This is a genomic window from Clostridioides sp. LIBA-7602, assembly GCF_056688945.1.
The window spans coordinates 1,317,459-1,343,110 of record NZ_CP196991.1 but is presented as its reverse complement, the minus strand read 5'-3'; the positions used below and the strand labels follow the sequence as shown (position 1 = coordinate 1,343,110).

Annotated in this window: 29 protein-coding genes; 5 read left to right on the top strand and 24 right to left on the bottom strand. The window is 27.2% G+C overall.

Annotation, left to right across the window (positions count from 1 at the left end; genetic code table 11):
- Positions 1–377 precede the first annotated feature (377 nt).
- The 18 genes from ylqF to ACTG45_RS06405 all read right to left on the bottom strand — a co-directional run bounded on the left by ylqF (position 378) and on the right by ACTG45_RS06405 (position 16,164).
- A complete protein-coding gene (gene ylqF, locus ACTG45_RS06490) occupies positions 378–1,274 on the bottom strand; it encodes a ribosome biogenesis GTPase YlqF (RefSeq protein ID WP_021383977.1) in 897 nt (298 codons plus the stop codon).
- A gap of 319 nt (positions 1,275–1,593) precedes the next feature.
- Positions 1,594–1,944: a 50S ribosomal protein L19 gene (rplS, locus tag ACTG45_RS06485; RefSeq protein WP_021383988.1), complete on the bottom strand. Its 351-nt coding sequence runs from the start codon at positions 1,942–1,944 to the stop codon at positions 1,594–1,596.
- Between the two features lie 184 nt (positions 1,945–2,128).
- Complete coding sequence (trmD, locus tag ACTG45_RS06480; protein ID WP_021383926.1) at positions 2,129–2,824, bottom strand: tRNA (guanosine(37)-N1)-methyltransferase TrmD; 696 nt, start codon at positions 2,822–2,824, stop codon at positions 2,129–2,131.
- Positions 2,825–2,832: 8 nt separating this feature from the next.
- Positions 2,833–3,348 carry a ribosome maturation factor RimM gene (rimM, locus tag ACTG45_RS06475; protein ID WP_021383932.1) on the bottom strand — a complete coding sequence of 172 codons (516 nt, stop codon included), beginning with the start codon at positions 3,346–3,348 and terminating at the stop codon, positions 2,833–2,835.
- Between the two features lie 109 nt (positions 3,349–3,457).
- Positions 3,458–3,685, bottom strand: a complete 228-nt coding sequence (locus ACTG45_RS06470) for a KH domain-containing protein (RefSeq protein ID WP_021383925.1) — start codon at positions 3,683–3,685, stop codon at positions 3,458–3,460.
- Positions 3,686–3,749: 64 nt separating this feature from the next.
- A complete protein-coding gene (gene rpsP, locus ACTG45_RS06465) occupies positions 3,750–4,022 on the bottom strand; it encodes a 30S ribosomal protein S16 (protein ID WP_021383935.1) in 273 nt (90 codons plus the stop codon).
- Between the two features lie 37 nt (positions 4,023–4,059).
- Positions 4,060–5,412, bottom strand: a complete 1,353-nt coding sequence (gene ffh / locus ACTG45_RS06460; protein WP_021383940.1) for a signal recognition particle protein — start codon at positions 5,410–5,412, stop codon at positions 4,060–4,062.
- Positions 5,409–5,777, bottom strand: a complete 369-nt coding sequence (ylxM, locus tag ACTG45_RS06455) for a YlxM family DNA-binding protein (protein ID WP_021383968.1) — start codon at positions 5,775–5,777, stop codon at positions 5,409–5,411. Before ylxM ends, ffh begins: the two co-directional genes overlap by 4 nt.
- Before the next feature lie 102 nt (positions 5,778–5,879).
- Positions 5,880–7,154, bottom strand: a complete 1,275-nt coding sequence (gene ftsY, locus ACTG45_RS06450) for a signal recognition particle-docking protein FtsY (protein ID WP_021383973.1) — start codon at positions 7,152–7,154, stop codon at positions 5,880–5,882.
- A gap of 26 nt (positions 7,155–7,180) precedes the next feature.
- Complete coding sequence (smc, locus tag ACTG45_RS06445) at positions 7,181–10,735, bottom strand: chromosome segregation protein SMC (protein WP_479920027.1); 3,555 nt, start codon at positions 10,733–10,735, stop codon at positions 7,181–7,183.
- Positions 10,736–10,762: 27 nt separating this feature from the next.
- Positions 10,763–11,833 carry an elongator complex protein 3 gene (locus ACTG45_RS06440; protein ID WP_021383936.1) on the bottom strand — a complete coding sequence of 357 codons (1,071 nt, stop codon included), beginning with the start codon at positions 11,831–11,833 and terminating at the stop codon, positions 10,763–10,765.
- A 53-nt stretch (positions 11,834–11,886) separates the two neighbouring features.
- The gene (gene rnc / locus ACTG45_RS06435) at positions 11,887–12,597 is read right to left on the bottom strand and encodes a ribonuclease III (protein WP_021383953.1); all 711 of its coding nucleotides are present in this window, start codon (positions 12,595–12,597) and stop codon (positions 11,887–11,889) included.
- A gap of 163 nt (positions 12,598–12,760) precedes the next feature.
- Positions 12,761–13,216, bottom strand: a complete 456-nt coding sequence (locus tag ACTG45_RS06430) for a CD1247 N-terminal domain-containing protein (RefSeq protein ID WP_021383963.1) — start codon at positions 13,214–13,216, stop codon at positions 12,761–12,763.
- Between the two features lie 91 nt (positions 13,217–13,307).
- Entirely contained in the window at positions 13,308–13,865 is a 558-nt protein-coding gene (gene efp, locus ACTG45_RS06425; RefSeq protein ID WP_021383927.1) for an elongation factor P, read from the bottom strand.
- A 310-nt stretch (positions 13,866–14,175) separates the two neighbouring features.
- Positions 14,176–14,706 carry a hypothetical protein gene (locus ACTG45_RS06420; RefSeq protein WP_021383928.1) on the bottom strand — a complete coding sequence of 177 codons (531 nt, stop codon included), beginning with the start codon at positions 14,704–14,706 and terminating at the stop codon, positions 14,176–14,178.
- Entirely contained in the window at positions 14,696–15,115 is a 420-nt protein-coding gene (locus tag ACTG45_RS06415; protein WP_044213053.1) for a hypothetical protein, read from the bottom strand. The genes ACTG45_RS06420 and ACTG45_RS06415 overlap by 11 nt, the downstream gene beginning before the upstream one ends.
- Before the next feature lie 19 nt (positions 15,116–15,134).
- Positions 15,135–15,818, bottom strand: a complete 684-nt coding sequence (locus tag ACTG45_RS06410) for a hypothetical protein (protein ID WP_021383938.1) — start codon at positions 15,816–15,818, stop codon at positions 15,135–15,137.
- Positions 15,802–16,164 carry a hypothetical protein gene (locus ACTG45_RS06405; RefSeq protein ID WP_044213042.1) on the bottom strand — a complete coding sequence of 121 codons (363 nt, stop codon included), beginning with the start codon at positions 16,162–16,164 and terminating at the stop codon, positions 15,802–15,804. Before ACTG45_RS06405 ends, ACTG45_RS06410 begins: the two co-directional genes overlap by 17 nt.
- 604 nt (positions 16,165–16,768) lie before the next feature.
- Between ACTG45_RS06405 and ACTG45_RS06400 the strand changes: the two genes are divergently transcribed.
- Positions 16,769–17,176 carry a sigma-70 family RNA polymerase sigma factor gene (locus ACTG45_RS06400; protein ID WP_021383952.1) on the top strand — a complete coding sequence of 136 codons (408 nt, stop codon included), beginning with the start codon at positions 16,769–16,771 and terminating at the stop codon, positions 17,174–17,176.
- A gap of 472 nt (positions 17,177–17,648) precedes the next feature.
- The gene (locus ACTG45_RS06395; protein WP_021383972.1) at positions 17,649–17,843 is read left to right on the top strand and encodes a hypothetical protein; all 195 of its coding nucleotides are present in this window, start codon (positions 17,649–17,651) and stop codon (positions 17,841–17,843) included.
- Positions 17,844–18,027: 184 nt separating this feature from the next.
- Here the strand turns inward: ACTG45_RS06395 and ACTG45_RS06390 are convergent, their stop codons facing one another.
- From ACTG45_RS06390 to ACTG45_RS06380, 3 genes are all read right to left on the bottom strand, one after another.
- Positions 18,028–18,537: a VanZ family protein gene (locus ACTG45_RS06390; protein WP_021383978.1), complete on the bottom strand. Its 510-nt coding sequence runs from the start codon at positions 18,535–18,537 to the stop codon at positions 18,028–18,030.
- A 212-nt stretch (positions 18,538–18,749) separates the two neighbouring features.
- On the bottom strand, positions 18,750–19,364 hold the full coding sequence (locus ACTG45_RS06385; protein ID WP_021383921.1) for a DUF1653 domain-containing protein: 615 nt from the start codon (positions 19,362–19,364) through the stop codon (positions 18,750–18,752).
- Positions 19,365–19,924: 560 nt separating this feature from the next.
- Entirely contained in the window at positions 19,925–20,143 is a 219-nt protein-coding gene (locus ACTG45_RS06380; protein WP_021383949.1) for a hypothetical protein, read from the bottom strand.
- Between the two features lie 296 nt (positions 20,144–20,439).
- Here ACTG45_RS06380 and ACTG45_RS06375 point away from each other — a divergent pair, with 296 nt between their 5' ends.
- The gene (locus ACTG45_RS06375; protein WP_479920026.1) at positions 20,440–20,565 is read left to right on the top strand and encodes a hypothetical protein; all 126 of its coding nucleotides are present in this window, start codon (positions 20,440–20,442) and stop codon (positions 20,563–20,565) included.
- Between the two features lie 104 nt (positions 20,566–20,669).
- Here ACTG45_RS06375 and ACTG45_RS06370 read toward each other — a convergent pair whose 3' ends face one another.
- Entirely contained in the window at positions 20,670–20,831 is a 162-nt protein-coding gene (locus ACTG45_RS06370; protein WP_021383923.1) for a type I toxin-antitoxin system toxin, read from the bottom strand.
- 209 nt (positions 20,832–21,040) lie between these two features.
- A complete protein-coding gene (locus tag ACTG45_RS06365) occupies positions 21,041–21,853 on the bottom strand; it encodes an FxLYD domain-containing protein (RefSeq protein WP_021383998.1) in 813 nt (270 codons plus the stop codon).
- Between the two features lie 173 nt (positions 21,854–22,026).
- Between ACTG45_RS06365 and ACTG45_RS06360 the strand changes: the two genes are divergently transcribed.
- The gene (locus ACTG45_RS06360) at positions 22,027–23,541 is read left to right on the top strand and encodes a recombinase family protein (RefSeq protein WP_479920025.1); all 1,515 of its coding nucleotides are present in this window, start codon (positions 22,027–22,029) and stop codon (positions 23,539–23,541) included.
- 25 nt (positions 23,542–23,566) lie between these two features.
- Positions 23,567–23,851 (top strand): sigma-70 family RNA polymerase sigma factor, encoded by a 285-nt coding sequence (locus ACTG45_RS06355; protein WP_021383999.1) that lies wholly within the window; start codon positions 23,567–23,569, stop codon positions 23,849–23,851.
- 101 nt (positions 23,852–23,952) lie between these two features.
- Here ACTG45_RS06355 and ACTG45_RS06350 read toward each other — a convergent pair whose 3' ends face one another.
- Entirely contained in the window at positions 23,953–25,617 is a 1,665-nt protein-coding gene (locus ACTG45_RS06350) for a peptidoglycan D,D-transpeptidase FtsI family protein (protein WP_021383933.1), read from the bottom strand.
- Positions 25,618–25,652 lie beyond the last annotated feature (35 nt).

Below are 25,652 nucleotides of genomic sequence, written 5' to 3'. Positions count from 1 at the left end.
CTTATTAAATTAATAAAATTCCTCAATTGTTTACGCTTGCATAACTTACATATATAACTTAATTGAAACAATAAGAGCTTATTATTAAATTAATAAAACTAAATAAATTAAATTTTTAATATATTGTATTGATTTGTGCTTATTATATATTATACGAAACAAGCAAGTCAATATACCAAAATTTGAAATAATCATACTCATTTTAATTTTCAAAAAATTAGGCATATTTGTCTTAAATTAATGTTTTTAAAGGTTTTCTAATCTAATTTACACTTTCGCATGACAATATTTGTCTATATTTCAAAAAAGTAAAAAAAACCTTTAGGAAAAGGCTTTTTTTAGCTTATAATATTAATTTTTTTAACTAGCTTTAAAATCTATCTTTTAACATTCTCTGGTACTTCTAGAGTTATATTGCCTATTTTTCCATCTCTAAATTCATTTAAAACAGTTGTAGCTATGCGTGTATAATCAAGCTCTTTTTTACCTGTTATAAATCCTCTTTTATGACCAATCATATCCATAGTTTCAATTGGAGTTTCTCCTAGAGTATCCAATTTATATCTCGCTTTCAGATTCTCAGGAGCTATTTTCATAAGTTTTTCTATGAGTCTTAATGCTAAAGTTTCAGTATCTAAAATCTCATCCTTTATAGCTCTACTAAAGGCTAAGTTTAAAGCAACTTCTTGGTCTTCAAACTTAGGCCAAAGTATCCCAGGTGTATCTAGAAGTTCAAGGTTTCCCTTTAATCTAACCCATTGTTTACCTTTAGTTACTCCTGGCTTATCTCCTGTTTGTGTACTTTTTCTTCCTGTTAATTTGTTTATAAGAGATGATTTACCAACATTTGGAACCCCAACTATCATTATTCGTATAGCTCTTTCTTTTCTCCCTTTATCCTTTAAATTATTCATTTTTTCTCTAGTTACATTCTTACATTCTTCTATTATCTTATTTATGCCAACTCCTTTTATTGTGTCTACAGGTATAGCTTTTATATTGATTTTTTTATAGTACTCTACCCATTGATTTAATTTATCTCTGTCTGCCATATCACTTTTATTAAGTACAACTACTCTTGGTTTATCACCTACAAGCTTATCTATATCTGGATTTTTACTACTAAATGGTATTCTGGCATCTAACAGTTCAATAACTACATCAATCAATTTTAAGTTGTTTTTTACCAACTCCTTAGTTTTTTTCATATGACCTGGATACCAGTTTATATGTAGATTGTCATCCATAAGATACTCTTCATATTCATTTGACATGTATATCACTCCTTTAAAAGATTATATTATTATATCTTAATTATAATTAAAAAATAAATTTATTTAAATCATTGTATTGTCATGCTTTTAACATCCTACTTTACATAATATTCTCTTCTTATTTTAATATTATTTCGAAATATAATTCAATATTTATTGATTTTATTTTTCATTTTAAAAGGTATAAATTCATAAATAAATAATATATATTTTCAACAAATAGTTCTATTTATTTCTAATATAATTATTTGCTGTAATTTTCATTAAAATAGAAAGAGGACTGATAAATCAGCCCCCCATTTATAAGTAAAGTTTTTAATTATCTATTTCTAGCTTCTTTTATCTTAGCAGCTTTACCTACTCTACCTCTTAAGTAGTTTAGTTTAGCTCTTCTTACTTTACCTTTTCTAGTAACTTCTATTTTTTCTATTTTTGGAGAGTGAACTGGGAAAGTTCTTTCTACACCAACATTGAAAGACATTTTTCTAACTGTGAAAGTTTCTCTTGCTCCTCCACCTTGTCTCTTTAATACTACACCTTCAAATACTTGTATTCTTTCTCTTTTTCCTTCTATAATTCTAACGTGTACTTTAACTGTGTCCCCAGGTCCAAAATTAGGAACTTCATTTTTTAATTGTTCTTGCTCAATTGCTCTTAGCATTTCATTCATCTTTCTTCCTCCTAAATATCATAGACGTTCTTAACTACCCGACCAGTGTAAACAGAGGAACGCCCGTATTTTCAACATTTTATATTATACTATACTTCAATATTTATTACAAGCACTTTTATGTTTTTAATTCCATTTATAGGTACTTTACTGTATACATGTATATTAATTATTTATTCTCTTTTTATTTTTTTTGAGATTTTTTATATAAGTCTAATCGTCTTTCTTTAGTTATTCTTATAGATTCTTCTCTTCTCCACTCATCTATCTTTTTATGATTACCTGATAAAAGGACTTCTGGTACTTTTAATCCTTCAAAGTCTCTAGGTCTAGTATAATGAGGATATTCTAACAAGTTATCTTTAAATGATTCTTCTTCAAAAGATTCATCTTGATTTAATACACCTGGTATTAGTCTTGATATAGAATCTATCATTATAAGTGCTGGAAGTTCTCCTCCAGTTAGTACATAATCTCCAATTGAAATTTCATCAGTTACGATTAAATCAATGATTCTTTCATCTATTCCTTCATAATGACCACATAGCAGTATTATGTCCTCTTTGACAGACATCTGTTTTACTATGGATTGATTGTATACCTTCCCTTTTGGAGTTAAATAAATTACTCTTGGATTATTTATATTATAGGTTGTTATTATATGCTTATACGTGTCATATATTGGTTGAGGAGTCATTACCATCCCAGCTCCTCCTCCAAATGGATAATCGTCTACTTTTTTATGTTTATTATCAGAAAAATCTCTTATATTATATATATTAACTTCAATTATACCTTTTTCAACAGCTCTTTTCATTATACTTTCATTCATATATGAATGAAATATTTCTGGAAAAAGCGTCATTATATGAAATCTCATATTACCACCTAATCAATCATTCCCTTAATAGGGTCTATAATCATTTTTCTGTCATCAATGTCTATTGTAGGTACAAATTTTTTAATAGCTGGTATCATAAATTCTTTATCTTCATCACCTTTTATTACATAAACATCATTTGCAGAATATTGAAGAACATCTTCTAACACTCCCACATATTTTCCGTCTACAGTTAAAACTTCCATACCAATCATATCTGCTATAAAAAATTCGCCTTCTTCAAGCTCTCTACTATCTTCTCTAGACACGTACATAAATTTATTTTTTAGCTTTTCTGCTTTTTCTATACTATCTATATCTTTTATCTTCATTATAACCATAGAACCTTTGTATCTTACCTTCTCAACAATCCACTTATTATTTAAATCTTTTCCTAGATAGAAATCTTTTAACTCATCAAATCTATCTATATCATCAGTAAGTGGATAAACTCTTACCTCACCTTTTAGACCTTGTGTATTTACTATTTGACCTATCTTAAAATGAGTTACTTTTTCTTTCATGCTATCACCTTCTTAAAAAATTTAATCTTATATACTCATATCATCATAAATTCTTAAAACTACATATAATTATATAAAAAGGACTAGGTATTATACCTAATCCTCCTATTTACACTATCTCAAGAGAAACTTTTACATTTTCTCTATTTGCAACAGATCTTACGACAGTTCTTATAGCTTTAGCTATTCTTCCCTGCTTCCCAATAACCTTACCCATATCATCTTGAGCAACTGTAAGTTTTAAGACTATACCATCATTATCTTCAAATTCCTCAACGACAACTGAATCAGGATTATCAACTAGAGCCTTAGCTATATCTACAACTAGCTCTTTCATATATTTCATCTCCTAAAGTAACCTCAGCAATGAGTACTTACTTAAACTAATCGCCAAGAAAAAATTATTTTGCTTGTTTAGAAGCTTCGAATTTTTCTATTACTCCATTTTTTACAAGTAATTTTTTAACTACTTCTGTTGGTTGAGCACCAGTAGCTAACCATTTTATAGCTTTTTCATCATTTATTCTTACTTGTTTAGGTTCAGAAACTGGATTATAGTATCCTATTTCTTCTATAAATTTTCCATCTCTTGGAGCTCTTGAATCAGCTACTACTATTCTGTAGAAAGGTTTTTTATTAGCTCCCATTCTTTTTAATCTTATTTTAACTGCCATTACAGTCACCTCCGAATAATTTTTACTTTTTTATATTTTATTTAAAAAAAGGTAAACCGCCTAAGCCGCCCCTTTTCTTCATACTCTTTTGTGAACCAGCAAACATCTTCATCATTTTTTTCATTTCATTAAGTTGTTTTATAAGTCTATTTACATCTTGTACACTAGTTCCACTACCTCTAGCTATTCTTTTCTTTCTAGAAGCATTTAATACTCCTGGGTTTCTTCTCTCATATGTAGTCATTGATTGAATTATGGCTTTAGTTCTATTCATTTCTTTGCCATTCAAATCTACATCTCCAAGTTGGTCTTTTACATTTCCCATACCAGGTATCATGCCAATTATCTTGTCAAGAGGTCCCATATTTTGTATTTGTTCCATTTGTTGTAAGAAATCCTCAAAATCAAGTTCTTGCTTTTTGATTTTTTGTTCTAATTCCTTAGCTTTTTCCAAGTCTATGTTTTCTTGTGCTTTTTCTATTAAGCTTAAGACATCTCCCATACCTAGGATTCTTGATGCCATTCTGTCTGGGTGGAAAGGCTCTATATCATCTAGTTTTTCTCCCATACCCATAAACTTTATAGGTTTTTGTGTAACTGCTCTTATTGAAAGTGCAGCACCACCTCTAGTATCTCCATCTAATTTAGTTAATACTACTCCATCAACACCAAGTGCTTCATTGAAACTTTCTGCAACATTTACAGCATCTTGTCCTGTCATAGAGTCTACAACCAAAAGTATTTCATGTGGTTTAACTTCTGACTTAATAGATTTTAACTCATCCATAAGCACTTCATCTATATGAAGTCTACCAGCTGTATCTATAATAACTAAATCATTTGCATTTTTAATTGCATGGCTTAAACCTGCTTTTGCAATATTTACTGGATTTTCTTTATCACCCATATTAAATACAGGTATATCCAATTTTTCTCCAACAACTTGAAGTTGCTTTATAGCTGCTGGTCTATAAATATCACAAGCTACTAATAAAGGTTTCTTGCCTTGCTTTTTAAAATATCCTCCAAGTTTTCCTGCTGTAGTAGTTTTACCTGCTCCTTGCAATCCAACCATCATTAAAATTGTAGGAGGTTTTGAGGAAATCATTACTTTACTTTGTACATCCCCCATTAAGCTTGTAAGCTCTTCATTTACAATCTTGATTACATGCTGAGCTGGAGTTAAGCTTTGCATAACTTCTTGTCCAACACATCTTTCTTGAACTTTTTTTATAAAATCTTTAACTACTTTAAAGTTAACATCTGCTTCAAGAAGAGCAAGTTTAACTTCTCTCATAGCATTTTTTACATCTACTTCTGTAAGTTTTCCTTTTGATTTTAACTTACTAAATGCCCCTTGTAGTTTATCAGACAATCCTTCAAATATCATTTTATCATCTCCCTACATACATCTTCTATATTTTCTAGCTTAGGGATTAAATTAGCACAATCTCTATTGTGCAATAAATCTTCTTTAATGTCAATAATTTTATCTTTTATACTTTTAATATTTTTTTCCTGCTCTTGAATCTTAGATACTAAGTGTAACTTTTCTTCATAATCTCTTAGTATTTTCTCTGAACGTTTCAAAGTGTCATACACACCTTGTCTTGATACATTCAGATTTTCACTAATTTCACCTAAAGAATAATCTTCTTCATAGTATAGAGCTACTATTTCTTTCTGCTTGTCAGTTAATAATTCTTTATATTGTTCAAATAACAATCCAATTTCGACCATTTTTTCTATATTCATATCTTACACTTCCTAGCAGTATACTGTAAAGGTTATCTACTTTACACTATTGTATTTTATATCATATAAACACTCTTGTCAACCATTATTTTTAAAAGAATACTAGTTACCAAATAATGCATCTGAAAATGATTTTGCATTAAAATCTTGTAGGTCTTCTACTCTTTCTCCAACTCCAATAAGTTTTACAGGTACATCTACTTCTGATTTTACTGCAAGTACTACTCCACCTTTTGCAGTCCCATCAAGTTTTGTAAGCACTATACCTGTTATGTCTGCAACTTCTTTAAATGTCTTTGCTTGAACAACTGCATTTTGACCTGTTGTGGCATCTACTACAAGAAGTACTTCACGCTTTGCCTCTGGGAATTCTCTATCTACTATTTTAAATACTTTGCCAAGCTCATTCATAAGATTAGCTTTATTGTGTAATCTTCCTGCTGTATCACATATTAATACATCTGTTTTTCTAGCTTTTGCTGCCTTTATAGCATCAAATACTACTGCTCCTGGGTCTGCTCCTTCTTGGTGTTTTATTATATCTACATTAGTTCTATTTGCCCAAATTTCTAATTGCTCTGTAGCTGCTGCTCTAAATGTATCTGCTGCTGCCAATAAAACTTTTTTACCATCTTTTTTGTATCTATTTGCTAGTTTTCCTATTGTAGTAGTCTTACCAACTCCATTTACACCAACCATTAAGATTATACATGGTGCTGGTTCTATATCTAATGTAGAGTTTTCATTCGTAAGAATGTCTTCAACTATAGATTTAAGTTCTTCTCTTACCTCGATAGGCTCAGTAATACCTTTTTGCTTTATTTTATCTCTTAATTTTTCAATTATATCCATAGTTGTATTTACACCAACATCTGCTGTTATTAAAATTTCCTCTAAATCCTCAAGTAAATCTTCATCTACTTTTGTATATGATTTTAAAACCTCATCTATTCTATCTGTTATTCCTTGCTTTGCTTTTGTTAATCCTTGTTTTAGCCTTTCAAACAAGTTAACCTTTTTTTCTTCTTTATCTTCCATCTCTTCAGATTCAGTTTTATCATCATATATTTCTAATTCTTCTATTATATCTTCCTGAGAATCACTATTTAAGATACTTTTCACTTCTTGTTCATCACTATTTATCCGACTTTCTACTTCTTCAGTTTCTTCAGTACTGTCATTAGTAACATCTTCTTCAGCTTTTTCTTCGATATCTTCCACTTTATCTATCACTTCTTCTTCAAGCCCTGAAAAAATAGTTTCTTCTATATTTTCTAGATTATCAACACTACTTTCTATTTCTTCTTCTACCTCGTCATCTTTTTTTTCCAGTTCTTTTTCTTTGTCTTTTCCAAAACCAAATAATTTTTTTAACACTATTCTTCCTCCTATGTCAATCTAAGTTATATAATATCTGTTATTTCCTGAGCTTCCTTTAATTTTAAACTAATAACTTTTGAAATGGCTTTTTCTTGCATAGTAACTCCATAAATATAGTCAGCAGCTTCCATAGTTCCTCTCCTATGTGTTACTGATATAAATTGTGTTTCTTTAGATAAATCCTTCAAAAACTCTCCAAATCTAAATATATTTGCATCATCAAGTGGCGCTTCAATCTCATCTAATATACAAAATGGTGTTGGTTTTGTAATTAATATAGCAAATAATATACTTATTGCAGTTAAAGCTTTTTCTCCACCAGACAATAGGTTTAGGTTTTTCATTTTTTTACCTGGTGGTTGAGCTGTTATTAGTATATCACTTTCTAATAAATTTTCTTTATCTAAAATAGTTAATTCTCCACAACCTCCACCAAATAATCTCTTATACACATACTTAAAGTTTTTGCTTATTTCTTCAAATTTAATCTCAAATTCAGATTTCATATTTTCTTCTAATGTATGTATAAGTTTTTCTATCTCTTCCATAGATTCTTCTAAGTCTTGTTTTTGTTCACTATAAAAATCATATCTTTCTTTTATTTCTTCATATTCCTTTATAGAATCTATATTTATATTTCCAAGACTTCTTATTTCTCTCTTTAGACTTTCTAAGAATTTTCTATCTATATCTAAATTTTCATTTTTAATTTCCAATGCTTGTACTAGAGTCATCTCATATTGCTCAAATAACTTATTTATATATGTGTCTTGACTAGTTTTTAATCTTTCTAATCTTCCACCAACTTTAAATAAACTTTCTTTAAGTTCTATATGTTGTCTATCTATAGTTTTTAATTCTTTATTGATTTCATCAAAACTATTTTTTAAATCATCTTTAGCTATTTTTCTAGTTTCAAGATTTCTGTTACTATCTCCCAATTGTTTTGTTAGATTTTCTTTTTCTTTTTCTTCAATAGATATAGAGTCTTGTAATTTAACTATTTCTTGTTCTTCATAGTTTAATGATTCTTCTAGTTGTTTGTTTTTTTCTTCTAGCTCACAATTTTCACCAACTATTCTTTCTATATCTCTAACTATACTATTATAAACCTCTCTTTTCTTTACTAAGGTTAAGTTTAATTCATCAAATTGGGATTTTTCTTTATCATATAAATCATTATATTTTTTTATTTCATCATTTAATCTATCAATTTTTTCTTTATTTTGACTGTATATGTTATCTAATTCTTCCATATCTTTTTCAACAATATCACTTTTTTCAAGTGTGTAATTTAAATTGGAGTTCAAATCATTCTTCTCACTCTCTAATTTAGTAATACTACCTTTTAAAGATTCAATTTCAGATTCAATGTTCTTTATACTTGTACTTTTTATTATTATACTTTTTTCTAAATCCTTTATTTTACTTTCATGTAAATCAATTTCATTTTTTATATTTTTTATATCCTTATCTAGAGATTCTCTTTTTAATTCTAAGTCTGAAATCTCAACCTTGATACTATTTATCTTTTCTGTATATTCATTAATGTATCTTTTTCTTGATAATATATTCCCATTAGTTTTTAAGCTTCCTCCAGTCAAAGAACCTCCTGGGTTCAATATCTCACCATCTAAAGTTACTATTTTAAACCTGTGACCAGTTTCTTTTGCAAATTTTATACCTTCATCTATATTATTTATAAGTATTGTTCTTCCAAGTATATTTTCAATTATATTTCTATACTTTTCATCAAATGTAATTAAATCACTTGCTATTCCTATAAACTTAGTATTTGCTTTTAAGTTTCCCAAACTTATTTTATTTGATTTAATTATATTTAATGGAAGAAATGTTACTCTCCCTAAATTATTTTGCTTCAAATAATTTATTGCAGATTTAGCACTAAACTCATCATCAGTTATTATATTCTGCATATAGGCACCCAAAGCTGCTTCTATAGATTTCTCATATTTTTCAGGCACATTTATAATTTGCCCTAGTGCTCCATGAACACCTTTTAAACTTTTATTTTTTAAGACTTCCTTTACTCCTCTATTAAACCCCTCATAATGATTTTCCATGTCTATATAGACATTTAATTTTGAGTTATATCCATTTAGGTTATATTTACTTTTCTGTATTTCATCTTCTAGCTTATTGTGTTCATTAATTGAATCTTTTAAATCTGTTGCTAATTCATTATTTCTATTATTTATATTCTTTAAATTTTCATTTTGCATATTGAATTCTTTATTTATACTATCTAATTCAAAAGACTTTATTTCAATACTCTTATTTAATTCTGCTATTTCTGAGCTTATGTTTTCATCTCTTATATTCATATTTTCCTTATTTGCATTTAAGGTAGATAACTTATTACTAAATTCTTGCTTCTTATTTAATATATCTATTATACTTTCTTTCAATAATTCTATATCATTATTTAAAGATTCTAATTTCACTTTTTGTTTATCTTTATTAGATTCCAATATTTTTATATTTTCTTGCAAAATAGATAGTTCTTCACTACCTGATGACTTATTGCTTTCTAACTCTTTTATGTATTGCTTATTTTCATTTAGTTTTTCTTTTATATCATTTATTTCTGAATTTTTTCTATGAATTTCATTTGTAAAATTTCTTATTCTTTCTTTAATTAAATTTATCTGAGATTCTTTTTTTGATATAACCCCTTTAATTGAGTTTATATAGTCTACAGACTTTTCAATTACATCTTGTAATACATCTATCTCTTTATTGATATCCTCTTGCTTTTTCTCTACAATACTTTTTTGTTCTTCTTTTTCATTAAGTTCTTTTTCAATAACGTTTCTATGCTCATTAACCTCACTTAATTCTTTTTCCGTTCCTTCAATTTCTCTTATAAAGCTATTTACTTCTAGTATCTTCAACTTCTCACTTATTTCCAAATACTTTTTTGCTTTTGTCTGTTGATTAAAAAGAGGTTTTAATTGATTTTCAATTTCTATATATACATCATCTATTCTTTCTAAGTTCTCCTTTGTATTACTTAAATTTCTTTCTGCTTCCTGCTTTTTATATCTATACTTTGATATACCACAGGCTTCATCAAAAACTTTCCTTCTACTTAAAGGATTGTTACTTAATATTTCGTCTACTTTTCCTTGTTCTATGATTGAATAACCATCTTTTCCAATACCAGTATCTAAAAAGACTTCTTTTATATCTTTTAATCTACAACTCTTATTATTTAGAAAAAACTCACTTTCACCATTTCTGTAAGCTCTTCTTCTTATAGTTACTTCTGTAAAATCTAATTCCAATTGATTCTCAGAATTATCAATAGTAAGAGCCACTTCACAGTAATTCATAGGTTTTTTTGTATCTGTACCCGCAAATATTACATCTTCGAGTTTATCTCCTCTAAGACTCTTAATACTCTGTTCTCCTAATACCCATCTTACAGCATCAGATATATTACTTTTCCCACTTCCATTTGGCCCTACTATAGCTGTTATTCCTTCTTTAAAAATAATATCTGTTTTCACTGGAAAGGATTTAAATCCCTTTAACTCTAGTCTCTTTAAATACAAATCGTTTCTCTCCCTTCATCGTTAAAACTAAAGGTCATAAATGTCATACAATTTTCTATGAATGTCTATCATATTAGCAATAATTAAACTTTTTCCATCTAACACAATTTCTAATTGATTTATATCTAAATCTGATTCTTGTGTTTTTAAAATCACACCAAATTTTTCTTTCATATACTTCACATTTGTTTTTTTATTTCCTATTATTTTAGAAATATTCTTTTTATTAGATTTCACCAACATTTGTTTTACATCTTTATTTTGTAAAATAATAAATTTTAAATAATCTTTTATCATATCAGCTTCTACTAATTCCCTAAATGCAGGATGATATGGTCCTGATAAAACAGCTTTTCCAATTTGTATATCATCAGTAGCTTGAAGTCCAACTCTTATTACATTTATATTATTAACATAAAACAGTACAAGAACTTTTTTTACTATACTTATACTTTCATCAAGAGTAAATGGACTATACTCATTTTGCTCCATCAATTTTTCAAGCCCTGTATCTTTTACTACTAAAGTTGGATAAACTCTAACACAATCTGGTTTTAGCTCTACAAATTTTTTTGCCGTAAATATACATTTTTCTTCTGTATCAGCTGGGAGACCAATCATCATCTGCAATCCAAGTTTAATTCCACTATTTTTTATCATTTTTGAACTCTTGTATACAACTTCTGCTTGATGACCTCTTACACTCTCTAATAATACTTTTTCATCTAAAGATTGTACTCCAAGTTCAATTATGCTTGTCTTATAGTCTTTCAACATACTTAGTATCTCTTCATTAATGCAGTCTGGTCTTGTAGACATTCTAATATCTTTTACAATACCTTTTTCTACATATTCTTTGGCAACCGATAACAAACTTTTTTGTATATCAATATCTATAGCAGTAAAGCTACCACCAAAAAATGCTATTTCTACATCAGCATCTTTATCTATGGTCTCTAAACATTCTTCAATTATTTTTCTTGCATCTTCACTTGTAACATCGGTACTCACACCTGTTATTTTTTTTTGATTACAAAAAATACAATCATGAGGACACCCTTTGTGAGGAACAAATATAGGTATAATTCTCTTTTTCATCTACAACATCCTTCTAATATAAATATTTCTTTTTATATTTTTACATATTACATTTATTTTTCCCATAATTTTTTCTTTAAAGCCACTTTAGCGGCTAATTGTTCAGCTTCCTTTTTACTCTTACCTTCTCCTATACCCAATACATCTTCATTAATTCCAACTTCCATCACAAATCTTTTATTATGGTCTGGCCCTTTTTCTTCTATAAGTCTGTACCAGATATTATTTTCACCATTTCCTTGTAATACTTCTTGAAGATGTGTTTTATAGTCTCTAAATATATTTCCTTTTCTTGAGTCATAAATTATATTTTCCATATAATTTAGTATAAATTGTCTTGCACTTTCAAAACCTCCATCAAGATATATAGCAGCTATTACAGCTTCAAATGCATCTGCTAATATTGAAGTTCTGTGTCTGCCTCCAGTTGCTTCTTCTCCTCTACCTAATAACATGTGAACACCTAAATTTATATCATTAGCTACTTCACTTAATGAATCTTCACAAACTATATTTGCTCTAAGTTTAGTCAGTTCCCCTTCGGGCAGATTAGTTTCTTCATTGAATAAATAATCACTTATCACTATACCTAAAACCGAATCCCCTAAAAACTCTAATCTTTCGTTAAAATTATATTTTTTATTTTCATTAGAATATGAACTATGAGTAAGAGCTTCTAATATATATTCTTTATTTTTAAACTTATAATTTATAACATTTTCAAATCTTTGTATATTATCTAGTAATTTTTTACTTATTTTCATAACTACATCCCTCCAAAATCCTATTCTATAAATTCTAGTGTACTATTTTTGTCCAAGTATTGCAAAACCAAAATACATAATACCCTTCCTCATAAAAATAAAACTACCTATGAAACAAAATTATCTCATAGGCATCATAGGCAGTTTTATTTCTTATGAATTTTTACTCTCTATCATCACAACTTGAACAACCACCACATGTACAATCATCATCACAATCATCTTCTGATGATAATATTACAGCCTTACAATCAGGACAAACAACATCTACTTCATCATCATATAACAAATCTTCGTCTATTTCTACTAACTCTCCACAATTTGGGCATTCCATTTCTATATAGCTGAAGTCCTCATCGTCATCATCTTCATCTTCTTCATAAAGATCATCTTCCATGTCAGCGATTTCTTCTTCTAAATCTGCTAAATCTTCATCAATAGATTCAACAAAATCTTGAAGTTCTTCTTGCTCTTCATCCAATGTTACAATAGCATCTGCAAACACTTCTAATGCATCAACTATTTTATGTATCATTTTCCCTTCTTTGCTTTCAGCACTAATTTCTAGTCCTTCTGCTAGGCCTTTTAAGTATGCAACTTCTTCATATAAATGTTTCATGTAACACCCCTCGCTTTCTTTTTTATATATAAACTAAAAGCTCATATATCTTATATTATTAAGACATATAAGCTTTTATATACATAAATTTTTATACTCTTGATAAATATTCACCTGTTCTAGTATCTATCTTTACTTTATCTCCAGTATTTATAAATAATGGCACTTGAACAACTGCTCCAGTTTCAACTGTAGCTGCTTTAGTTACATTACTAGCTGTATCACCTTTTATACCTGGCTCTGTATCTGTAACTTCTAGCTCTGCAAAGTTTGGAGCTTCCACTTGGAATGGTTGCCCTTGATAAAATCTTATTGTAGCAACTTCATTTTCTTTTAAGAACTTAATTGCTTCTTCAACTTGCTCATAGTTTAATGGTATTTGTTCAAAATTTTCTTGGTCCATAAAATAATATAACTCACCATCATTGTATAGATATTGCATTTGTCTTGTATCTATAACAGCTTTAGGGAATTTTTCACTTGGATTGAAACTTTCTTCTCTTATAGCTCCTGTTTTTAAGTTTCTGTATTTAGTTCTAACGAAAGCAGCTCCTTTACCTGGCTTAACGTGTTGAAAATCAACTACTAAACATGGTTGTCCATCTTTTTCAAATGTAACACCTTTTCTAAAATCACCTGCTGATACCATTTCTTGTTCCTCCATATTAAAATAAATTTCTTATTTTTTAGTAAATTTTACATTACTATGCCTTTAAAATTATATCTCTTACTTGAATTCTGTCAAGTCAGGATTACAAATTTTTACTAATATCATAATATCATAAGTTATACAATATAAACAAGTATTTGGCAAATTACTTATTCTATATTTTTATTATTCTCCTCTACAATCTTAGTCTATACATTTTATATATTAATATTATTCAGTTATATAGTTCTCAATAATTATGTTTTATATGATTTGTTAATGTTGTTTATTTTTCTTAAGCCTATGTGTTTTATATGTTTTGACTAAAATTCCATACTTTTATTTTGAATTTAGTTTCATAGTTTTGGCTACGTTTTGATAACTTCAATTTTATATTAACATATTGTCCATTATTAGACATTGACACATACATTTCGTCTACATAATCTCCAATCTCATAACCACCAGCTTGACTACTTTCACCATTTAAAGAATTTACAAACAACTTATTTCGTCTTTCATTTAATATAATTTCTTTGTTACTTATATATTCTTCATTATTAGTTATACTTTCGTCTACATACCTACATTTTATAGATGTTGTCCTTTTAAAACCTTCTTCGTCATTAGATAGATTTATTATTCCCATAGAATTACTAATAATTCCTTCCATAGATTTTACAATTTCAAGGCTTTGTTGTTGCAACTCTATCTTATCTTCTATTTTAAGTTTCAAGTTTATTGTAAGTACAAATATAGAATGTAGAACCATTATCAATATTACAATTGAAGTTAATGATACTACACTTTCTAAAAGTAAGTATCCATCTTTATGTTTCATATTTTCCCTCTTTCAGAAGTACTCTTCCACTTACAGGTGTTATTGTTATAGTTTTTCTTAGTCTATTATTATATATCTCTATTGTAGATGCTTTTTGAGGCGAGCCATCAGATTTAAACTTTATTATATCAATACTTCTTGCTATTTTTACACTTTTAGGTAGTACTATAGATTTAATATTTTTACCATCTTTTCTCAATACATATCCTTCATGTTTATCTTGATTTACAATATATATATATGTATTGTAATTGCTAAACATATTAGTTCTCCTAACATATCTTATATCTGAACAAAGTTGACGTGCAAATAAATTTATTTTTTGATTTTCAAGATTATCTTTTGGAAAAGATAATGTAGCTATCAATAGTATTATACTAATAGATACTACTAATTCTATTACAGTCACATTCCTTCTTTTTTCAAAGTTATACACCTCTATACTTATATACATATACTAAATTTTTTTCATCAAAGCTCTTTTTTATATTTTCAATTATATTCTGTTTAATCTCTTCTTCTATAGATTCATCAAGTTCTTGATTACTTGTGCTTTCACTCTCAGCTTCAAATTCATTTAAAATTTCATTTTCTTCAAATGACTCATATTCATTAAATACCTCAATATTGGATTCATCCATATAATCTTCAATGTCAATCCCTACCCATGGATTTTTAATTTTCACCCTCACTTTTATAACTTTTAAAAAATCTTTTTCTCTAACTGAACTTGTTATATCCAATTCAAAAAAATCGCCTTTATCATATATAGTATTATTCTCTACTTTTAAAGAAACGTCTTCTAGGTTGCTATGGGAGGTGTCTTTTATTTTTTTTATACAATTAATCATATTATTTCCTAAGAAATATGTTCTAAATTCATCTTCACTATTTGATATATTAATGGCTTCCCCCACACAAGAAAATACATTACTTATTGATATTTCTATCCCACTTAAAGAAGTTTCTTTTAGCTGAATGTCCTTGTATTCTAACTCAAATATGTTATTATGTGTGTAAATTAGACCTATAGTCATAATACATACAGTACTTATAATAGAAAATATTATCAATGTCATTATTAATATAGAGCCTTTATTGTTTAGTAACATAACTATTAAACCTCAATTTTTTAAAATTACTTTTTATTTCTATATTTATTTCATAACATTGATAGTAATCTAAAATTTGTTTTGCTGTACTGACAACTTCATATCCATTTATGTAGTTTCTATTTGTTTCATTCTCAATCAAATCATATTTACTACTTTTTATTTTATACTTCTCCTCTTCCATATATTTTTTTGCAATGATTAACATTTCTCTATCAGATGAATTTCTACAGACAAAACTATAACAACTATATAAAGATGTTGACACTAAATAAACCGTCACATATAATATAGCAATGCTTATTATACATTCAATTGATATAAAACCCTTATTTCTTGTTTTCAATAATAAAAACCTCTCAGTAATATTTTATATAGAAATTTAACTGTAAATTTTCTTCATAAATATCTTTTATAAAGTTTTTCCATTTCCCTCTAAAGCTATCTAAGTCCATATACAAAAGCACTTATCCCTTGATTTATTAACATATCAATGTTTCTTTAATTGAACATAAACTGTCTGCCATAACTCTACAAGCACCTCCACAACCTAATATCATCACTTTCTTATTTGTTAAATCAAAACCATTTTCAATTACAGATTAACTCTATTCCATCATTACTATATCCCTTTAGTACACCACCTTAATTTTTAATAGTATTAACTACTCCTGCTAACCTCACTTTGTAATCTCATCTTCCTTTATATTTATTGACATCCAAATTTCAATTTATACTAAATAAATTAATAATTCCTTCGCCTTGTTTCATATATATATAACAAAATTTTAAATTTATGTTATCATTTTTCATGTTATATTACGGTCAAAAGTTTGTAAATATATGTTTTAAATTCTAAAAGTATGCACATTATTTTATTAGATAACAGTCAACTTGGATAAGTCTCCTTCATATAATTTAAAGTGACCGTTGAAAAGGGGGGTGACCTATTGGCAGCTCTTAAATCTTTTGAAAAACCCTTAACCCCTGAAGAAGAGATTGAGTATTTAACTAAATTTAAAATAGAAAACGATAAAAGTGCAAAAGATACATTGATTGAAAGAAACATGAGATTAGTAGCTTATATAGCAAAAAAATATAATAATTCGACGGAAGACCAAGATGATTTAATATCCATAGGTACAATAGGATTAATAAAAGCTATAGAAACTTATAATATAGATAAAGGAACTCGATTAGCAACATATGCATCTAGATGTATTGAAAATGAGATTTTAATGAATATTAGATCTAACAAAAAAAATAAAACTCAAGTATCTCTACAAGACCCTATCGGAACAGATAAAGAAGGTAATGAAATAAATACTACTTTTTATCTATATTTCTCTACTGTGTAAAATAACATCCTCCTATAAGAATACTTTTCTCAAGCCTCTCAAACTAAAGTACATATCAATAGCATCATTAGCCATAATTACATATTTTTAAATATATCTAAATATCTAGCTTTTTTAATCATGACTTTATTACTATACAATGCCAAAGCTATACTCTCAAATAAATTGTTATACATATAGCAAACAAATATTTTATATTAAACCTCAAATATTCTACTTTAATAGTTTTATTATTTTTGTCATTTTATAGATATTAATGTATATTTACTTATTGTAAAAAATAATAAAATTTTATAATTTATTCCATAATATACTTTTTTCTATAAACATTTTATATATAACCTTTATTTTTTTATTAAAATGCATTATAATAAAAAGTAAAGCTAAAATTGATATAGTTTTAACAAATATTATTTTCAGAAAAGTGACACTATTAAATATATTGAAAATAATCATAGATGGAGGTCAAAATATGAGTGTAATTGTATTATGTAGTTACTGTGGAAAAGAAATAGATGAATATAGAAATAAATATATAACTTACTATGAAAAAAATACTAACGAAGAGATTAAGGTTTGTATTAATTGTGCTTTGGATTTATTAGAAAAAACAAAAGAAAATCAAGAATTAGATATTCAAAAATCTCAAGATACAATACTTCTTTAATAATTTAGAAAAGCACCTATATAGGTGCTTTTTATGTGTAAGTAAATCCATATATCTTTAAGGCAAATATAAGTGTTGAATGTAATACTAGAAACAATAAAAAAGTAGATAGTATTGTTGCTAAAGTACAACTATTATTCAAGATTAATTATATCCTCATTAATGATATACACTTTACTTCCATCTATAAGTTTGTAATAATAATCAGTCCCAAAAATAATATCACAATAATTGTCACAATCAAAGCTAATACATTGATAATTTTTATTGTCTTGTTCTTAAATATTTTTGATAATAAAACAAAAATTGCTATTCCTATTATTCCCCCTAATGTATTTCCTAACAAATCAGTTATATCACTTGCACCTATTGCAAATATATATTGAAGTGTTTCAAAAATTAAACTTGCTAAAAAAATAGGTACAACCTTTTTCAGAAAGCTCCACTCTTCTTTTAGCATACACAAATATATTCCAAATGGCACAAATACAACTACGTTTAATATAATCTCTGATATATCAACTTTATTATTAACTACAAGTGAGCCAGCAAAAGGTACTAAGTTTATATTTCTAAGATTCATGGCTTCAAGTGATGCAATATCAAATTGCATCTTAAATAGTATTATCCATGTCAAAATGATTATATATACTATAAACAATACTTTTGTAATATTAGATTCCCTCGTTTTCATTCATTGCCTCCTTACTATACTATTGTATTACACTCTTAATACAATAGTATAGTAATACAATTTATCTGTCAACTATTTCTTATAAAATTACATAAATCTTTATTCACTATTTAATATATAAAATTTATTCTTTACTTTGTCAACATGCACTTTATTTATTATTTAAAATTCTATTTTTATAGTATAGACCTTAGTAGAGATTTCATAGTTAGCTACTCAAACTCCTCAAATCTATATTCTTGTGCTGTATTAAGATACTTTTCTTTATCTACTTTAGAGAGAAATATATCTATGGGTCTTGCAAATGCTCCTGTCCCATTGTATAAAGATTTGTAAATTACTAGCTTTTCACAGTCTATTTCTTTTTGATGATAGAAGTTTCCATCCGAGTCTTTATATATAACCACAATATCATTAGTTTCAGTATGAACTGCATTAAAACCATTTTCTACTACCAAATAATAACTATCAAATTCAAACAATGATTTATTAAGTTCAAAATAAGCAACAGGTTTACTAATTCCTATAGTTACATAAAATCCACCTTTGAAATGCTTATATATATATGGATATTTTAATTTTCTTTCCTTAGATTCTTTTATATCTAAATCTTTAACCATTATATCTATAGTATCATATATGTTAAAAGTCTTAATATCTTTATACAAACAACTATTATTATTTAAATTATAGTTGTTTGTATAAAATTCACAATCACCACAGTTTAGATTCTTTTCTTCTCTTGATTTTTTCGTAAAATTATTGCAATGTTTTTCCATCTTAGATAAAACTCTATGTAATTCTAATAATAACTCATTTTTAACCACTACTTAAATCCTCCTAATTTACACATTTCATATTTATATTATTTTTTAAATTAGTATCTTTATAATTTTAATTATTCCATCGACTCTTATATAAAACTCTTTTCCTATTTAAATAATATATTTACTTATTGACTATAATTTTATTTGTTACTATAAATGTAATAAATGCTATCAGTAAAATTTTTCTCACAGCTAGAGCATATATATCCAATATTTATGGTAAACAATATACAACCTCAATTCTTTGCATATTACAACTGTCATGATTCAACTTCTATAATACATCTTACATAAGCTTTTTACACTTCAAGTTTTCTTCAAGTTTTATTACGATTATTAAATCTTCTACATATTTCATAATTTGATATTAACTATAGCTCATAAATTCTTTTATAATTAGAAATTTAATGTTCTTTTTGTTTTTCTAAAATAAAAATTATTTTATGCCTCTTTATTTTTCACATTATATTAATGACGTAAAATAACTACCTAGTTGTTTAAAAACACTTGTCCAACTTTGTGGTAAAGAAGTGCTAAATATTAGCAACTTCTATACTTTTTTAACATTCTGCTGTTTCAGCTTTTTTCATTGATATATTAATAGCTACTTCTTTGGCTACAGCATCAAAGTCTTCCCATCTTCTTTTATTCTCTTCATTAGAAATGCGTGGATATATTATATAGACTTCTGTACTTTGATTAGCTATAATTTTTTCATCATACTCTATATCCTTTTCTGTATCATATTTAAATGGTTTAAATTGTTGTAGTACTTTCACAATATCACCCCTTGTTATAAAATATGAGTCCATATACTTGTCTTATACTCAATATAAACCTTGTTTTTAGAATTTTAATTTGTCATGTATTTACTATCTTAATTTAGATTTTAAAATTAGAAATATAGTACTATGAACAATCACTACAATCATAGATACATTGTATTTAATTTATGTTGTAACCTTATTTTGCAGGAGTTGGTGGATATGGAGAAAGAAAAATTGTTAAATTAAAACAGATAAATGTATTAAACAGAGCTTAATAATAACAAAATAATACATGAGTGATAAATATTATGGAAAAAATGAAAGTATACTTAATATTTATAGATATAGTCACTTTAATAGGTGAAGGAAAAGAACAAATTTCTAGGAAAACTAATGGTATAAAAACTATATTATATACTTTTACTATGGAATAAAATTATTATTTTTGAATATTTATATCAATTTGTGATATAATAAAAGCAAGAAGAACTGCAATCTATGTGGTGTAGAGTGAAGTTCGTGATTAAAAAACTAGAAATTATTTAAACTTATGGCATTTGATTTTAAAGTCAAATTCCCAACCACTCTTAGTTCCAGCTTTGAGTGGTTTTTTACGTTTTCTAAATAACTTACTTATCAAGTAAACTATATAGCTAGCCAGAATACTGGCTGCTAATATACTTAGTAAAAAATTATCCATACATAATCACCTCCCTTCTTAAAATGGGGAGGATAATCCTTTGTTTGTATGAACTCCACTCTTAGATTATAGGTTACAACTTCTTGCTAGAATTATTATAACATATTCTGGTAATTTATATAATTATAATACATTTATAATTTATCTAATAAAAAAGTACTCTCTGAAATCAGAAAGTACTTTCTTTATTATCCTTAAATCTCTATCATCTATTCAAGTATACTATAGTTATTTGCAGAATAATGAGGTGTCCACTCTATTTTTTCAAAGTCCTTATCTGTATCAAACTCAAGCCTAACTTTTTGTCCTTTTTCCCAAGTTCCATTTATCGATGTTGATGTTTGTGTATCAATTATTACACCATCTTTATCTATTAAATTTATATCTAGATAAAAGTCTTGAAGGTCTAAATCACTTGTATTTTCTACAGTAGCTTGATAAGTCTTCCAATCATACTCATCCTTTACCTTTTCAAATTTTATACCTTTAACCATAGCATCAATTTTTTCTTTTGATGCATTTTCTTCATTTACAATTTGTGCATTATCCTTTAATACCTTAAATTCTTTTTCATCTACTTTTAAACCAAACTTATCAACTAAAGTCAACAAAATCGTACTTCTTTCATTATAAGGCTTTTCCCAAAGTTCTAAAAACTTTAATTCATCTTTTGAATAATATTTTATAGATTCTTTTGAATCTTCAAGAGCTTTTATATAATCTTTTGCTAATTTTCCAAGTTCTGGACTATCAAACTCAGCATCTTTATACTTTGATACAGCATCCATTTCTACTTTAACAAACTTCTCATAAGCTTCATTCTCCTTTAGATTTAATGTCCCAGCTTCATCTTTAGATGCCAAAGCCCATCTTTCTTTTAGACCTTTTCCTAAATCCTCAATAAATTGCTTATCCTTACCTTTACTTTCATCTTTTGTTTCTCCCCCACTAGAACATGCCACCATAAAAACTGATAGTAACATTACCATAAGTAGACTTAATATTTTTTTAAAATTACACATATAATTCCCCCCTAGAAATTGTTTTCAATTGCATTATACTATATATTCCAATTGGATGCTGTCGATTCATGCGATATTTTAATACTATTTTTACAATCTTAACTAATTTTGCTTAACATGAAATATCTCCTTATATAACTAATATAATATATTCAAGGAGTGTGATTACTTATATGAATGTTGCTATCTACTTAAGAAAATCTCGTGCTGATGAAGAAGCAGAAAAACAAGGAGAATTCGAAACTCTAAGCAGACATAAATCAACTCTATTAAAAATAGCAAAAGACCAAAATCTAAATGTAATTGAAATAAAGGAAGAACTAGTATCTGGAGAAAGTATAATACATAGACCCAAAATGATTGAACTTCTAAAGGAAGTTGAAGAAAATAAATACGATTCAGTATTAGTAATGGATTTGGACAGACTCGGTCGTGGAGATATGAAAGACCAAGGTATAATTTTAGAAACTTTCAAGGAAAGTAAGACTAAAATTATAACACCTAGAAAAACATATGACTTAACAGATGAATTTGATGAAGAATATTCAGAATTTGAAGCATTTATGGCAAGAAAAGAATTAAAACTTATCTCAAGAAGAATGCAAAGAGGAAGAATAAAATCAGTTGAGGAAGGAAATTTCATAGGTACTTCTGCTCCATTTGGATATGATGCTGTAACTACAGGTAGAAAAGAAAGAATTCTTGTACCAAATAAGGATGCTGATGTGGTTAGAATTATTTTTGATTTATATATTAATGAGGATATGGGTTGCAGTAAAATATCTAAACATCTAAATAACCTAGGGATTAAAACCTCTACAGGTGCTAATTGGTATAACTCTGCAATAACAAATATAATAAAAAATAAAGTTTATTGTGGTTATATTCAGTGGCAAAAGAAAGACTATAAAAAATCTAAAAATCCAAATAAAATAAAAACTGTTAAATTAAGACCTAAAGATGAATGGATTGAAGCAAAGGGTAAGCATGAACCTCTAGTAAGTGAATCAGTTTGGAAAAAAGCTCAGAATATCCTTAACAAAAATGGCCATGTAAGTTATGGTAATCAAATAAAAAATCCACTTGCAGGAATAGTAATATGTAAAAACTGTGGTAGACCTCTAGTATATAGACCATATACGGACCACGATTATATAATTTGTTATCACCCTGGTTGTAATAAGAGCTCTCGCTTTGAATTTGTTGAATCTGCTATTTTAAAGTCATTAGAAGATGCAGTGAAAAAATACCAACTAAGAATGTCTGATATAGATTTAAAGGAAAATAATGCAGATAATAATATAGAATTTCAAAAACGAGTATTAAAAGGCTTAGAAACTGAATTAAAAGAATTAGGGAAGCAAAAAAATAAGTTGTATGATTTGTTGGAGCGTGGTATATATGATGAAGATACATTTATTAAAAGGTCTAATAATATAGACTCAAGAACTGAAGAAATTATAATCTCAATAGACACGCTAAAAAATAAATTAAATACAGTTAAAAAAGATACTGCAAAAATAATAAACGATATTAAAACAGTACTATCTCTTTATCATGACTCAGATTCTCTTGGAAAAAATAAACTTTTGAAATCTGTTATTGATAGAGCTATTTATTACAAATCTAAAGAGCAAAAACTAGATTCCTTTGAGTTAACAGTCCACTTGAAATTATATAAAAGTTAGTAATATCAATAACATATAAAGCGTAGTGTGTAATGAAATAAGTCTTTTAGATATACTTGGTACAGAAGCTAACCATGTTCTTGATGAAGTTGAGCTAAAAGTTCAAGTCGGAAAACTTTATGAGCAACTAAACAAAATTCTTACTCCTAGAGAAAGAGAAATTGTCCAGTTAAGATATGGGTTAACTCCTTATGGGTATAAAACTCAAAGAGAAATTGCACAAAAACTCGATATATCGAGGTCATATGTATCTAGAATCGAAAAAAAAGCTCTTAAAAAACTAGAAAAAGAGCTTGTTCAGGAAAGTTAATATTATAATTTTTAAAAGGATATATCGCAATAGTATTAGATATAGCCATTCATCTAAAATTTAAAATTACGATATATCCTTAAATTTTATAATATATAATTTTATTGTATGCTTTCACATATTTCTTTAAATATAGGTATTGCAGATTTACTTTCTTTTTGAGTTCCTTCTACTAGCACTGTTATTACATACTTAGGTCTTTCTTCAGGATAAAATCCAGTTATCCATCCATGGTCTATTGCTTTTTTATTCAAACTACTTTGAGCTGTACCAGTTTTAACTCCACATCCACCTTCTAAATCTTTTAAATCTTTAGCTGTACCAACCTTAGATACAGACTTCATAATTTCTTTAACTTGTGTACACACATAAGGAGAAATAAGTTCTTCTTTTTTTGAAGACTTGTAAGTTTTGATTGTATTCATATTATTGTCCACAAGACTTTTATATAAATATAATGGTTTGAATGTTCCATTATTAGCCATTATCTGAGTCATTTGATTTATTTGAAGTGGTGTAAATTCTATATTGTCTTGACCTATAGCTAAATTTCGTATTGATATATTTTTTGGAGCTTCTCTAATTTTTTCTTCATCAAGACCAATATCAACCTTTTCAAATAAATGCAACTTTTCAGCAGATTTAAGTATCTTTTCTTTGCCAAGTTTCATAGCTATATCTAAAAATGCAGGATTACATGAATTAGAAAAAGTTTGTCTTAAATTTTGGAAACCATGACCATTTCTTTTATTACATCGTAGTATTTCATTAGTATTTCCAACTTTAGTCTTTCCTGTGCAATTATAAGTATAGTTCTCATCTACAACACCATTTTCAAGTGCAGAAAATAAAACTACCATCTTAAATACAGACCCTGGTGGATATGTTGCCTTTATAACTCTATTTTCAAATTCTCCATTTTTTCCTTTCAAACTTTTTGATATATCATTCTGGTCAAAATTAGGTCTAGAACACATTGCAAGAATTTCACCTGTAGAAGCTTCCGAGATTACTACTGCTGTAGGGTTTTCTTCTTTGTTTAGTATCTGCTCTAATTTTTTTTGAATATTATAATCAATTGTAGTTTTTAGATGTCTATCCTTAGACTTATCATCAATAGTTTTTACACTTCCCTTTAGTATGTTTAGAGATTTTTCATTTCCTGCATCTCCAGCTTTAAAAGCACTTATATACTTTTCATTTGAATTTCTAAGCACACTATCCATACTTTTTTCAATTCCTGTTTGCCCTGACTTATCATCTTCTTTTATATATCCTATTGTATGTGATAATAAACCATCTTTTGAATATCGCATAGTTTTTTCTTCTACCATTATTCCGTTTTTCTCAAGCTCTTTTTTCATACTATTATCAATATTTTTAGTCTGAATCTGTATTATAGGATGTGTTAATTGTTCTTGTATAGCCTTATATATATCCAAATCTTTCAGATTAGTAGCTTTCTTAACGAGTTCTAAAATTTTATAGTTATTATTTAATTTTTCTTTTTCAACTACCAGTACTTGAGTCTTGCTTGTATCTGTAAGTTTCTTGTCGTTTCTATCATATATTATTCCTCTTCCACTATTTAACTCTACTTTCTCAACACTTTGTGATTCTACACTTTGTTTGTATTTATCACCTTTTAATACCTGTATATCAACTAGCCTATAAATTAAAGCACTATAAATTATTAAAATTATAGTAAATATATACCAGGTTCTCTTTCCCACTTTTTTCAAAAATGGAGTCTTCTTTTTTGACATGAAATCACCCCTTAGATAATTTCATTATTGACAAT